Origin of the sequence: Xanthomonas sp. LMG 12462 (assembly GCF_009192885.1) — a bacterium.
Classification (GTDB): Bacteria; Pseudomonadota; Gammaproteobacteria; order Xanthomonadales; family Xanthomonadaceae; genus Xanthomonas_A; species Xanthomonas_A sontii.
Genome location: NZ_NMPP01000013.1, coordinates 1 through 12,480 on the forward strand (window position 1 = coordinate 1; position 12,480 = coordinate 12,480).

The window sequence follows — 12,480 nt, forward strand, 5'->3', positions numbered from 1 at the left end:
TAGGAGGCAAGAGGGCGGCGCCGAAAGGAGGGGGGATGTGGAGGCGGAAGGGCGGGGGCCCGGCGCTTGCGCAGCAAGGCGCGGGGCGCAGGCGCTTTGCGCCTGCGCGAACCCGCAGCCAAACACACAAAAAAGGCCGATCTTTCGATCGGCCTTTTTTGTGTGTTTGGCTGCCCCGGATGGATTCGAACCACCGAATGCCTGAGTCAGAGTCAGGTGCCTTACCGCTTGGCGACGGGGCAATGTGGACTGCAAGTATCACACGCCTTGAGCGTACACACCATGGTGGCTATGGGTGGACTCGAACCACCGACCCCAGCATTATGAGTGCTGTGCTCTAACCGGCTGAGCTACATAGCCCTGGTGAACCGCCAATTCTTATGGAGAAGCGGGCGGCTGTCAACGGGTTTCTGCGCTGCTTGTGGCCCGGCCGCAGCCATGGCAGAGTCGGAGCCAGTAGATTTTTCAGGAGTCCGCATCGTGATCGATCCGGACGGCTATCGACCGAACGTAGGCATCGTGCTGATGCGGCCGGATGGTCAGGTGTTCTGGGCACGCCGTGTGCGCCGGGACGGCTGGCAGTTCCCGCAAGGCGGCATGAACACCGACGAGACCCCGGTGGAGGCCATGTACCGCGAGTTGCGCGAAGAAACCGGGCTGTTGCCCGAGCATGTGGAAGTGCTCGGCGCCACCCCCGGTTGGCTGCGCTATCGCCTGCCCAGCCGGGCCATCCGCCGCAACGAGCGCCAGGTCTGCATCGGCCAGAAGCAGGTCTGGTTCCTGTTGCGGATGCAGTGCGACGAGAGCCAGCTGAACCTGGAACTGACCGAGACGCCGGAGTTCGATCACTGGCGCTGGGTCGATTTCTGGTACCCGGTGGAGCACGTGGTGCTGTTCAAGCGCGGGGTCTACGCGCGGGCGCTGCGCCACCTGGCGCCGCTGGCGCAGACCATCGCCGGCGCCGGCATCCGCGCCATGCCGACCCTGGCCCAGGAGGCCTGGTTGCCGGGCAATACGGCGGGCCACGAGCGGCCGCGCAAGCGTCCACGCAAGCGCGGCGGACCCTGGGCGGCACGGATTAATAACGATTAACGGGCGGAATTGACAACCATTCTCACTTTGGTTTGAATGGGCGCCAGGCGCAGTCCGCGCCGTCCGCCGCCAAGCCCGCCGTGTACGTCTGCATCTGCAATGGGGTCACCGATCGCCAGATCCGCGAAGCCGCCGAAGCCGGCTGCCGCAGCGTGTCCGAACTGACCATGCGCACGGGCTGCGGCGCCACCTGCGGCTCCTGCCTGGACATGGCGGGCGACCTGCTGGAGCGCGCGCTGAGCCGCGAGCTGCCCCTGCCGGTGCTCGGCGGCCTGGCTCGCGCCGCCTGAGGCCGTCGCCGCGCTGCAGCGCGGGATGATCACGATTCGCGTTCCTTCACGTCGCAGCGCGATTCGCTAGAGTCTGCGCTTTCCGGCTTACGCGAGCGATGCAATGAAGGGCGACAGCAAAGTCATCGAGTTCCTCAACAAGGTCCTCTACAACGAGCTGACTGCGATCAACCAGTACTTCCTGCACGCCAAGATGCTGAAGAACTGGGGCCTGAAGGAACTGGCCGAGCACGAGTACAAGGAATCCATCGACGAGATGAAGCACGCCGACAAGCTGGCGGACCGCATCCTGTTCCTCGAGGGGCTCCCCAACTTCCAGGCGCTGGGCAAGCTGCGCATCGGCGAGAACCCCAAGGAAATCCTCGAGTGCGACCTGGCGCTGGAACAGGACGGCACGGTCACCCTGCGCGAAGGCATCGCCTACGCCGAATCGATCCAGGACTACGTCAGCCGCCAGCTCCTGGCCGACATCCTGGAATCGGAAGAAGAGCACATCGACTGGCTGGAAACCCAGCTCGACCTGATCGACCGGATCGGCGAGCCGAACTACCTGCTGACCAAGCTCGACGACTGAATCGTCGGCGCATGAGGCCGCGGCGCTGGCCTGTGTCGGCGCCGCGCAGGATGTTGTTCGCTCTGCGCTCCGGGATGGCGCTGACATGCACGTGCAGGAGTCAACTGTCATGCAGCCGCGACGCGTGGCTGGCGCAAGGTCGCCGCTGATCCCGAACAGCAGCACATGCCGCTCCTGCGAGAGTCCATGCGGCCGACATGGCATCGCCATCGCACCACCTCGCTCTCCTGTGGGAGCGGCTTCAGCCGCGACGCGTTGATGGTGATCGTCGCGGCTGAAGCCGTTTCTGTACGCACAGGGCAGGCGGCGACTACGGCGGTACGGCGCAAGCGCAGCGAGACCTTCCTGTGCGGACCACCGCAACACGTCGTTGCTGAATCTCGCGGCGTCCTCTGCGCGTGATCGCGGGCGGAGCATGCGGCTTGGCGAAGGTCATGCAGGTGCACCACGACATGCCATGCATGCACAGCGCCACTGTTCCTGTAAGAGCGGCTTCAGCCGCGATGGCGTTACCGGTAGCGCCTTGTCGCGCTGAAGCGTTCCTACAAGAAAGGCAGTAGGCCGTGCGTCGATGTCTTCGATGCACTGTGGCCGGGTCTTGCGGGCGATCGTGTCGCCTGCAGACGCGCCGTAGCGCGATACCGCGCTAGGGTTCGGCGGGCTCGGCGGCATCGCGGACGCTGGCGCGGTAGCCGTTCAGCGCCAAGCGCGCACGCGCGAACTCGGCGATCACCAGGGCGACCGCGACCACGGGGCGATCCAGCGTGCCGGTGCGCACGCCCGACTCGATGCGCAGCGCCGCCGCCGACAGCGCCAGCGCGCCGAGGTTGGCGGCCGAGGACTTCAGCGTGTGCGCCGCCTCGCGCAGCACGTCGCTCTGCGTCGTCGCCGCAGCCTGCTCCAGGCGCTGGATCAGCAGCGGCGCATCGGCCAGGAACAGTTCGACGATCTGCGCCACGCTGGCCGAGCCGATGACCTCGCGCAACTCGTCGAGCACGGCGATCTCCAGCACCGGCGCCGGCACCGCTGATGGCGGTTCCGGATCGTCTGCCTCCGGCGCGGCGAGCGGCAGCGTCGACGTTGCGGTGGCGCCGCGCGATGCCAGGTCCTGTTCCAACGCAGGCGCTGCCGGGGGGACGTCGAGCGTGGCGTGATCGGGCGATGGCAGCGAGGCGGTCGACGTGGTGGTGGGGCTGGACGCCGTGGCGGCGTCCGTCGTGTGCTGGGTGGTGTGGCGGGTGTCCTGCGCTTCGACGTGCACCGCGTCGGCGAGCGCATCCGCCGCTGGCCCGCTGGCGATCGCCGCGGACCCGTCCGCGGCTGCATCCGCCTCCGGCGCGAACGCCGCGCTGGCCGGCGCGGCCGCCGGCTGCAGCGGCAGCCAGCGCTGCAGGCAGTCCTCCAGCCGCGCGCGGTCGAGCGGCTTGGACAGGTAATCGTCCATGCCGGCATCGAGGCAGCGCTGGCGGTCGCCGGCCATCGCATTGGCGGTCATCGCCACGATCGGCAGGCGCGGGCGCGACGCATCGGCCTCGCGCTGGCGCCACTGCCGGGTAGCGGCGTAGCCGTCCAGCACCGGCATCTGGCAGTCCATCATCACCAGGTCGTACGGCTGCCGCGACAACTGCGCCAATGCGGCGGCGCCGTCCTCGACGCTGTCGGCGTGGTGGCCGAGCGATTCCAGCAGCCGCCGCGCCACCATCAGGTTGACCGGATTGTCCTCGACCAGCAGCAGGCGGTAGCCGCTGCGCGGCGGCGGCGCGTCGACCACGACGGCCGTCGGTTCCGCGGCGCGGGCCGGTGCGGGGGCGTCCATGAGGTCCGTCGCGAAGGCATCGTGGTAGAACGCGTCGGCGGTGTCGGCGCCTTCGCCAGCGGTCTCGCTGGCCAGGCTCGGCGTCGCCGGGGCCAGCGCCAGCATGCTGCGCAGGTCGATGTCCGCCGCCTGCCGCGACAGCAGCGCGCCGTGCGCGCGGATTTCCTCGGGAATGTCGGCCTCGCCGTACAGCCAGATCAGCCGCGCGGTCTGCGGCGCCGGCAGGCGCGCCACCGCCCGTTGCAGGGCGCGCGCGCTCTGCCGCAGTCCATCCAGGTCGCCGATCACCAGATCGTAGGTCGGGCGCACGCTACCGCCACTGCCGTTGCCGCGCAGCCGCTCCAGTGCCTCCTGGGTCGAATCGACCTTGCTCACCTGCACGCCCCAGTTCGGCAGCAGCACGCTCAGGCGCTGCTGCAGGCGCTGGTCGGCGCCGACCAGCAGCGCATGCAGCCGCGGCAGGCCGCCCGGATTCTGCGGCAGGTCGCCGATCACCTTCAGCAGCGGGATCTCGAACCAGAACGTGGCGCCCTGGCCCTGCCGCGACGCCACGCCGATGCGCCCGCCCATCAGTTCGACGATGCGCTTGCAGATGGTCAGGCCCAGCCCGGTGCCGCCGTACAGGCGGGTGGTGGAGGCGTCGGCCTGGGTGAAGGCCTGGAACAGGTGCTCCTGGCGCTCGGCGCTGATGCCGATGCCGGTGTCGCGTACCTCGAAGCGCAGCAGGTGCTGTGCCGGGGTCTCGCCGAGCCGGCGCACGCCCAGGTCGATGCCGCCGCGCGCGGTGAACTTGACCGCGTTGCCGAGCAGGTTGCTCAGCACCTGGCGCAGGCGCACCGGGTCGCCGCGCACCGGCAGGCGCACCGCCGGGTCCAGTTGCAGCGCCATGCGCAGGCCCTTGGCCTCGGCCGCGCGCTGCATCAGCTCCAGCACGCCGTCGAGCAGTTCGCGCAGGTTGAAGGTGGTGATCTCCAGCTCCAGCCGGTTCGCTTCCAGCTTGGAGTAGTCCAGGATGTCGTCGACGATGCGCAGCAGTTGCAGCGAGGAGGTGTTGGCCGCGCGCAGCATCTCGCGCTGGTCCAGGCCGAGCGGGCCGCGCCCGATCAGTTCCAGCATCGGGATGATGCCGTTGAGCGGGGTGCGGATCTCGTGGCTCATCGTCGCCAGGAACTCGCCCTTGGCCAGCACGGCGGCCTCGGCGGCCTGCTTGGCCTGCAGCAGTTCCTGTTCCAGCCGCTCGCGCACGTGCACGTCGTGCTGCAGGGCGTTGCGCTCGGACTCGGCCAGCGCGGCACGCGCCAGCGCCGCATCCAGGCGTTCGATCTGCTGGCGCGCGCGGCAGCCAGCCAGGGTGGCCAGCGCCGCGGCGGCGGCCATGCACAGCGGCGCCAGCCAATGCCACAGCGGCGGCAACGGCAGCGCCAGCGGCGGCAGTGCCAGCAAGGTGCCGGCGACGGCGAGCGCCGCGGCGAAGGTCGCCGGCCGCGGAACGGGCCGACGTCTGCGGACGGACATGGCTAGAGCACCGCGTTCTGGAAGTCGAAGTTCAGCTGGTCGCCGACCGACTGCACCAGGTTGCCCTGGATGAAGTCGACCCCGCCCATCCACATCGCGGCCGCGGCCTGCGCCTGTTCGATCTGCTGGCCGATGATCAGCAGGCCGGCGCGGTGCGCCAAGTCGATGGTGGCGCGCAGCTGGTCGCGCAGTTCGGGATCGGCATGCGCGCCGGCGAAGCGTGCCGACAGGCGCAGATACCCCAGCGGCAGATGCGCCAGTAGCGCTTCGGCCTCGGCGCCCGGTTCGAACTGGCTGATGCAGAACTGCACGCCCAGCGGCATCAGCCGTGCGCAGAACTGCTGCAGCGTGGCGGTGTGGACCAGCGCATCGTCCAGGCGCAGGTCGATCACCAGCGAGGTGCCGGTGACGCCGCGCCGGCCGATGGTGTCGATCAGCCATTCGGCGAAGGCGGTGCGCGCCAGCGTGCGCGTGGACTGCGAGACGAACAGGCGCAGCGGCGGAGTGGCGTGCTGGTACAGATGCAGCAGGCCCAGCGCGTGGTCCAGCACCTGCTGGTCGAGGTCGGCGAGGCGTCCGCCGGCCTCGGCGGCCGGCAGCACCTGGCCGGCCGAGAGCAGGCTGCCGTCGCGCTGGCGCAGGCGCAGCAGCACCTGGTACTGGGCGATGTCGCCGCCGGCGACGGCGACGATCGGCTGGTAGGCCGGTTCCAGTTGTCCCTCCAGCATCGCGATGCGCTGCAGGTCCTCGTCGGTGCGCGGCGGCACGTAGGCGGCGATGCTCTGCGGATGCAGCCGCGCCTGCAGCGCGGTGCGTTCGACCGCTTCGAGCGCGCTGCCGGCGTCCTCGAAGCCATGGCCGAAGTCGGCGTAGCCGATCGCGCAGCGCAGGTGCAGCGCCTCGTCCTCGCGCAACGGGAAGGCGTGGCCGGACAGGGTGTCGCGCAGGCTCTGCGCGCGTTGCCGCTGCGCGTCGGCATCGGCGTCGTCGGCAAGCAGCAGGAAGCTGTTGTCGTTGAGCCGCGCCAACGGCTGCGGCGCGGTGATGCCGGCCAGGCGGCGCCCGGCCTGCACCATCAGCCGCTCGAACGCGGCGTAGCCATAGCGTTCGCGCAGGCCGAGCGCGCTGGCGATCTCGATGAAGTACAGGCTGCCGGGGCGGCGCGCGCGCAGCGTCGTGTCCAGCAACTGCAGCACGTGGGCGCGGGTCGGCAGGCCGGTCTCGGGGTTGTTCAGCGGCACCGCCTCGGCGTGGCCTTGCTGGGCCTGCTGGCGGGCGCGGCGGATGCGGTTGGACACCGCGGCGATCAGGTGCCGCGGCCGGATCGGCTTGGTCAGGAAGTCGTCGGCGCCGCTGTCGAGCACTTCGTATTCCAGTTCCGGATCGGCGTCGCCGGACAGGAACACGATCGGCAGCAGCTGGTGCTGTGGCTGCTGGCGGATCAGCGCGGTCAGGCGCATGCCGTCCAGTCCCGGCATGTGCAGGTCCATCAGGATCAGGTCCGGCCGGTAGTCGACGATGGCCTGCTGCACGCCTTCGGCCTGCATCTGCACCTGCGCATGCATGCCGGCGCCATGCAGCACGCTCTGCGCGAACAGCGCCTGCGCGCGGTCGTCCTCGACGATCAGCACGCGGTACGGCGCGGCCGCGGCCGGTGCGGCGGGATCGGAGGCGGCGTCGGCGACCACGAAGGCGGCCGCGTTGGCGTCGCCGGTGCCGTCGTCGTGCTCGCTGGCGGCCAGTGGCGTGGCGGCTGCCGCCAGTTCGGTGGGCACCGGATCGGCCATGCCGTCACCGGCGGCGGGATCGGCGGGCGCCGCGCGCTCCGCGTCGCCGACCCAGCGCCGCCAGTAGTGCGGCGGCGGGGTCTCGGCGCGGACATGGCGCGCGCGCGCGTCCTCGCGAGGGGAAAGCGGAGCGGTGTCGTTGGCGGGCATCGCGTCTGGTTCCTGGGGCGCGTCCAATTATGCGACGAAGTTCACGATGGCTGTGCGCCGGGGTGCGAGACGTTGCCGGCCGGTGCCGTCGGCGAGGCCAGCAGGCGGCGCATGCCCCGCCACAGCAGGCGCCATGTCCACCACACCAGCAACGCGCCGAGCGCGCTCGCCGCCAGCACGACGGCCAGTGCCAGCCACGGGTGCGCGAGGGCCAGGGCCAGCGCGGCGATCACCACCGAATCCTCGGCCAGCGAGGCGATCCAGTTGCTGGCCGGTTCCGGCGAGGTGTTGAGCAGGGCGCGGGTGCCGGCCTTGAGCGCGTGGCTGGTCAGCGCCACGCCCGCGCCGGTGGCCAGCGCGCCGGCGCTCAGCTGGCCGTCGGGCGAAAGCGTGGCCGCGGCCAGGAAGGCGCCGGCCGGAATCCGGGTCAGGGTCTGCAGCAGGTCCCACACCGAATCCACGCCGGGGATCTTGTCGGCGAAGAACTCGGCCAGCGCCAGCGCGCCGGAGGTGCCGAGCACCCACCACGACTGCGTCGCTTGCAGTGCCGGCGGCAGCTCCAGCCAGCCGAGCAGGCCGGCCAAGCCGATGCCGAACACGGTCAGGTAGACGCGGATGCCGGCCAGCCAGGCCAGCAGGATGCCGATTACGAAGAGATGGGCGTCGGTCATGGCAGGCGCTCCTGCAAAGCACGGATGCCGGCCACTATCGGCCAAGCCCGCCACGAAGGCCAGCCCGCGGCGCGGGCCGGCCGCGCAGTCCGGCGCCGCTCAGGAGGGTGGCTTACACTAGGTGGCCCAGCAGGCCGACCCGCGAGGATCGACGCCGGCGCCGCCTCGGTGGCGCGGCAGCGCGCATGAACCGACCCGTTCCCCGTTTCCAGATCGTGCCCAATGGCGCCGCGCCCCGCCGCGGCCGCGGGCTGTGGTTGCTGCTCGCCGGGCTGTGGCTGCTGTCGCTGGCCCTGACCTGGTGGCTGGCCAGCCGCCAGGCCGCGCCGCGGCTGAGTGCGGTCAGCGCGCAGTTGCGCGAGGCCGAACGCAATCTGCAGGCGCAGCAGCGGCAGATCGAGACGCTCAACCAGCGCCAGGCGACCCTGGCCCGTTCTGACCAGATCAGCCGCGCCGCCAACAACGAGGTGCAGAGTTCGCTGGCAGAGCGCGACGAGGAGATCGCCGGGCTGCGTGCCGACGTGGCGTTCTACGAGCGCCTGGTCGGCGCGACCAGCCAGCGCAAGGGCTTGAGCGTGCATTCGGTGGAGTTCTCCGCCGAGGCCGGCGGCACCTGGCGCTACAACGTGGTGCTGACCCAGAACCTCAACCGCGGCGCGATCAGCCAGGGGCAACTGCGGCTGACCGTGGAAGGCGTGCGCGGCGGCAAACTGACCAGCGTCGGCTGGGACGAACTGCACCAGAAGACCGGTGTGCCCGGGCAGGACTACTCGTTCCGCTACTTCCAGCAACTGGACGGCAGCGTGATCCTGCCCAAGGGCTTCACCCCGCAACGGGTGCGGGTGGCATTGAGCGGCGGCGGGGCGCCGGTCAGCCAGACCTTCGATTGGACATTGGCCGGTAACGGCAAAGGGGAATAATCAGCCTATGTTTGGGAACAAGAACAGCCGCAACAGCGGCCAGACCGTGGTCGATACGCTGATCGGCGCGCAGGTGGTGATCCGCGGCGACCTGGTGTTCAGCGGCGGCCTCTACGTGGAAGGGCGCATCCTCGGCAAGGTCGTCGCCGAAGACGGCGCGCCGGCCACGTTGACCCTGTCCGAGCACGGCAGTATCGAGGGCGAGGTGCGCGCACCGGTGGTGATCATCAACGGCCAGTTGATCGGCGACGTGCATGCCGCCGAGCGCGTGGAACTGGCGTCCAAGGCGCGGGTGCAGGGCAACGTGCACTACCAGGTGGTGGAGATGAACGCCGGCGCGCAGCTGACCGGGCGCCTGATCCACGCCGGCAGCCTGGCCGCACTGGCGCCGCCGGAAGCGCACCGCGAGGCCGCCGGCGACGCCGAGCCGCCGCGCGCGCTCACCGCCGAGGCTTGATTCGGCCGTCCGCCGTCCCCATTCTCCCGCCATGAGCACTCTCGTCTCCCTGCCCGGCGCCGCGCCCACGCCCGATTACCAGTCCCTGGACCGGCCGTTGAACTTCACCGCGGCCGCCGCGGCCAAGGTGCGCGAGCTGATCCGCGAGGAAGGCAACGACGCGCTGGCGCTGCGCGTCTACATCCAGGGCGGCGGCTGTTCCGGCTTCCAGTACGGCTTCGAGTTCGACGAGAACCGCGCCGAGGACGACCTGGCGGTGCAGACCGACCAGGTCACCCTGCTGGTCGACCCGCTCAGCCTGCAATACCTGATGGGCGCGGAAGTGGATTACAGCGAAGGCCTGCACGGGGCGCAGTTCGTGATCCGCAATCCCAACGCCAAGACCACCTGCGGGTGCGGCAGCAGCTTCAGCGTGTAGACACGCTGCGGCTTGCGGGACGCACGGTTTGCCTGCACCCTGCGGCGCATGTCCGATCCGACGCCTGCCTCTTTCGCCTTCGCCAGTCCTGCGATCGACCGTGCCGATGCCGTACGCAACGACCCGGCCGCGCTGCGCCAGGCCTGGGAACAGGCCAGGGTGCTGGTGCTGGAAGCCGATGGCCAGGCGCATGCCGATGCCGACGGACGCCCGCTGATCGCCAGCGCCGCCGCCCTGGGCGCGCTGGCAGAGCAGGCCATCTTCCTTGGCCTGGACCAGGATCAGGCCTGGTTCGCGCTGGCCGCCGACGCGCTGCCGCAGGCGCTGGCGCCGCCGCAGCGCATCGACCTGCGCCGCGCCGCGGCCGAGTGGCCGGCGCCGGAGGCGGGCCTGTTCGCCTACGCCCGCGCGATGCTGCACTGGCAATCGCGCACCCGCTTCTGCGGCGTGTGCGGCGGCACCATCGCATTGCAGCGCGGCGGCTTCCTCGGCGTCTGCACGCAGTGCGCCAGCGAACACTATCCGCGGGTGGATCCGGCGGTGATCGTCGCGGTCAGCGATGGCCGGCGCCTGCTGCTGGGGCGCCAGGCGAGCTGGCCGGCGCGGCGCTACTCGGTGATCGCCGGCTTCGTCGAGCCCGGCGAATCGCTGGAACAGACGGTGGCGCGCGAGGTGGCCGAAGAGACCCAGGTGCGGGTGCGGCCGGGCAGCTGCCGTTACTACGGCGCGCAGCCGTGGCCGTTTCCTGGCGCGCTGATGCTGGGCTTCAGTGCGCAGGCGGAGGCGGACACGCCGCAGGTCGACGGCGAACTGGAAGACGCGCGCTGGTTCGAGCGCGAGGAGGTCGGCGCCGCGCTGGCGCGCCTGGCGGCGCAGGGCGACAGTGCCGACGATGGGCACGGCCTGCGTCTGCCGCCACGCATCTCCATCGCCCGCGCGCTGATCGAGGATTGGTACCGGCACGGCGCGCCGGCCTGACCGCGCCGGCACGTTCCGCGCACCCGCTTCAGAACGGTCCCGGAGGACCTGCATGTTCACGACCCTCGTCGCTGTGATCGTCGCCCTGGTGCTGGGCCATGTCGCGCCCGGCATGGTGGCCTCGTTGCGCCGCTTCGACGCCTTCGGCGACTGGCTGAGCTGGCTGGACACGCATGCCGGCGAGGGCAGCGCCTGGCGCGGCCGCTACGGCATCGCGCTGGCGCTGCTGCCGCCGCTGCTGCTGGTCGGCCTGCTGCAGTGGCTGCTGGCGGCGCCGCACCTGGGCCTGCTGACCCTGCTGTTCGGGATCGTGGTGCTGGCCTTCAGCTGGGGCCCGCGCGACCTGGACACCGACGTCGAGGCGATCATCGACGCCGATGACGCCAGCGCGCGACGCCTGGCGGTGGCGCAACTGCAGGCCGATGGCGGGCCGCTGCGTGAGGATCCGGCCGGGCTGGTCGAGGCGGTGGCGGTCAGCGCGCTGCGCCGCTGGTTCGCGGTGCTGTTCTGGTTCCTGTTGCTGGGGCCGTTCGGCGCGCTGGGTTATCGGCTGCTTGCGCTGGCCGCGGTCGGCCCCTATGCCGCGCGGCTGCCGCCGGCGACCGCCGCCGGCGCGCGCGCGTTGCTGGCGGCGCTGGAATGGCCGGTGGCGCACCTGATGACCTTCTCGCTGGCCCTGGTCGGCAATTTCGAAGCGGTGTTCGGCGCCTGGCGCGCCGCCGGCGGCAAGCGGTGGCAACTGGACACCGGCTTTCTCGGGCCGGTGGCGTGCGCCAGCGTGCGCGGCGAACTCGATGCCGAGGCGCACGACTACAGCGACGCGGGCATGGTGGTGCCGGCGCTGCGGCGCCTGCCCGAACTGCGCGATGCGATGAGCCAGGTGTGGCGGGTGCTGCTGCTGTGGCTGGTGCTGCTGGCGCTGCTGGTGATCGCCGGCTGGGTCAGCTGAGCCAGGCGCCGAGAATCGCCTACGCGCAGGCGCTTGCTCGCGCCCGGTGCGAATCGCAAGGTGTTGCGTCCGGCTAGTGCGGCGCCAGCAGGGTGAACGGAAACCACGGCAGGTTGCGCGCGATCCAGTAGCCCGGCAGCGCGACCAGCCAGAAATTCGGCCGCGAGACCACGCTCACGACTGGCGCAAACCAGGCCGCGCGCCAGCCGGCCTTCCAGGCGATCAGGCCCGGCAACAGGGCCAGGCCCAGCATCGCGCCGGGATTCATCGCGAACGCGCCGACCGGGTCCAGGTGCACCAGCGCATGCAGGGCGCGGGTCATGCCGCAGCCCGGGCAGTAATAGCCGGTGAGCGCATGGAACATGCACGGTGCGAACGGGTTGTTCGCGGCATTGGGATCGAAGCGGTACAACAGCGTGGCGCCGCCGGCCGCGAATGCGGCGGCGGCGCCCAGGCACGCCCGTTGTTGCCAGGCGCGCACGCCGATCAGCTCGCGTGCTGGATCTGCTGCATGTAGTCCATGTAGCTCTGCATGCCGCCGGTGGCGACCATGACGGCATTGATCAGCAGGCCGATGATGGCCAGTGCGGTGGTCACCCAGCACCAGGTCTTGGCGGTGTTGGAGGCGCGGCGCGCGCCTTCCAGGTCGCCCTGGTTGAGCAGGCCGTTGACCTTGCTGGAGAACACGATGGCGACGATGCCGGTGATCAGCGCCGGGCAGCACAGGCAGAAGCCGAGCACCGTCGAGATGATCGCCCAGGCCAGGTGGTTGGGAACCGGGCCGGGGACGCCGGAGGCGGGAGGCGGCGGGGGCGCGACGGGGCTGACGGTACTCATGTGGATCTCCTGGATGGGTGGTGCAC

Annotated in this window: 13 protein-coding genes and 2 tRNA genes; 8 read left to right on the forward strand and 7 right to left on the reverse strand. The window is 70.7% G+C overall.

The window, feature by feature from the left end; genetic code table 11:
• Nucleotides 1-167: 167 nt before the first annotated feature.
• Together CEK69_RS04035 and CEK69_RS04040 are read right to left on the reverse strand one after the other, a co-directional pair.
• Nucleotides 168-242 (reverse strand) — tRNA-Gln (locus CEK69_RS04035).
• Nucleotides 243-283: 41 nt separating this feature from the next.
• Nucleotides 284-360, reverse strand: a tRNA-Met gene (locus tag CEK69_RS04040).
• A 120-nt stretch (nt 361-480) separates the two neighbouring features.
• On the opposite strand from CEK69_RS04040, the gene CEK69_RS04045 reads away from it, so the two are divergent.
• From CEK69_RS04045 to bfr, 3 genes are all read left to right on the forward strand, one after another.
• Complete coding sequence (locus CEK69_RS04045; RefSeq protein WP_010341422.1) at nt 481-1,092, forward strand: RNA pyrophosphohydrolase; 612 nt, start codon at nt 481-483, stop codon at nt 1,090-1,092.
• Nucleotides 1,093-1,172: 80 nt separating this feature from the next.
• Complete coding sequence (locus CEK69_RS04050; RefSeq protein WP_017912292.1) at nt 1,173-1,382, forward strand: (2Fe-2S)-binding protein; 210 nt, start codon at nt 1,173-1,175, stop codon at nt 1,380-1,382.
• A gap of 103 nt (nt 1,383-1,485) precedes the next feature.
• On the forward strand, nt 1,486-1,956 hold the full coding sequence (gene bfr, locus CEK69_RS04055) for a bacterioferritin (protein ID WP_017910327.1): 471 nt from the start codon (nt 1,486-1,488) through the stop codon (nt 1,954-1,956).
• A 646-nt stretch (nt 1,957-2,602) separates the two neighbouring features.
• Here the strand turns inward: bfr and CEK69_RS04060 are convergent.
• From CEK69_RS04060 to CEK69_RS04070, 3 genes are read right to left on the reverse strand one after another with little or no spacing between them, the layout of a single operon-like run.
• On the reverse strand, nt 2,603-5,287 hold the full coding sequence (locus CEK69_RS04060; protein ID WP_152243999.1) for a hybrid sensor histidine kinase/response regulator: 2,685 nt from the start codon (nt 5,285-5,287) through the stop codon (nt 2,603-2,605).
• A gap of 2 nt (nt 5,288-5,289) precedes the next feature.
• The gene (locus CEK69_RS04065) at nt 5,290-7,224 is read right to left on the reverse strand and encodes an EAL domain-containing protein (RefSeq protein ID WP_152244001.1); all 1,935 of its coding nucleotides are present in this window, start codon (nt 7,222-7,224) and stop codon (nt 5,290-5,292) included.
• A gap of 41 nt (nt 7,225-7,265) precedes the next feature.
• The gene (locus CEK69_RS04070; RefSeq protein WP_017912459.1) at nt 7,266-7,895 is read right to left on the reverse strand and encodes a DUF4126 domain-containing protein; all 630 of its coding nucleotides are present in this window, start codon (nt 7,893-7,895) and stop codon (nt 7,266-7,268) included.
• A gap of 185 nt (nt 7,896-8,080) precedes the next feature.
• Here CEK69_RS04070 and CEK69_RS04075 point away from each other — a divergent pair, with 185 nt between their 5' ends.
• The 5 genes from CEK69_RS04075 to CEK69_RS04095 are packed head-to-tail and all read left to right on the forward strand — an operon-like array spanning nt 8,081 to nt 11,617.
• Nucleotides 8,081-8,815, forward strand: a complete 735-nt coding sequence (locus tag CEK69_RS04075; RefSeq protein WP_017908988.1) for a DUF6776 family protein — start codon at nt 8,081-8,083, stop codon at nt 8,813-8,815.
• A gap of 7 nt (nt 8,816-8,822) precedes the next feature.
• On the forward strand, nt 8,823-9,272 hold the full coding sequence (locus CEK69_RS04080; protein ID WP_017908989.1) for a polymer-forming cytoskeletal protein: 450 nt from the start codon (nt 8,823-8,825) through the stop codon (nt 9,270-9,272).
• 31 nt (nt 9,273-9,303) lie between these two features.
• Nucleotides 9,304-9,690 (forward strand): iron-sulfur cluster insertion protein ErpA, encoded by a 387-nt coding sequence (erpA, locus tag CEK69_RS04085; protein ID WP_017908990.1) that lies wholly within the window; start codon nt 9,304-9,306, stop codon nt 9,688-9,690.
• A 48-nt stretch (nt 9,691-9,738) separates the two neighbouring features.
• Nucleotides 9,739-10,668, forward strand: coding sequence for an NAD(+) diphosphatase (nudC, locus tag CEK69_RS04090; RefSeq protein WP_152244003.1), 930 nt, complete (start codon nt 9,739-9,741; stop codon nt 10,666-10,668).
• A 52-nt stretch (nt 10,669-10,720) separates the two neighbouring features.
• Nucleotides 10,721-11,617 (forward strand): hypothetical protein, encoded by an 897-nt coding sequence (locus CEK69_RS04095; RefSeq protein ID WP_152244005.1) that lies wholly within the window; start codon nt 10,721-10,723, stop codon nt 11,615-11,617.
• A 73-nt stretch (nt 11,618-11,690) separates the two neighbouring features.
• On the opposite strand, the gene CEK69_RS04100 is transcribed toward CEK69_RS04095, so the two are convergent.
• Together CEK69_RS04100 and CEK69_RS04105 are read right to left on the reverse strand one after the other, a co-directional pair.
• Nucleotides 11,691-12,098 carry a DUF2752 domain-containing protein gene (locus CEK69_RS04100; RefSeq protein WP_017908847.1) on the reverse strand — a complete coding sequence of 136 codons (408 nt, stop codon included), beginning with the start codon at nt 12,096-12,098 and terminating at the stop codon, nt 11,691-11,693.
• A 5-nt stretch (nt 12,099-12,103) separates the two neighbouring features.
• Nucleotides 12,104-12,454 (reverse strand): CD225/dispanin family protein, encoded by a 351-nt coding sequence (locus tag CEK69_RS04105; RefSeq protein WP_017912540.1) that lies wholly within the window; start codon nt 12,452-12,454, stop codon nt 12,104-12,106.
• Between the last annotated feature and the right edge of the window lie 26 nt (nt 12,455-12,480).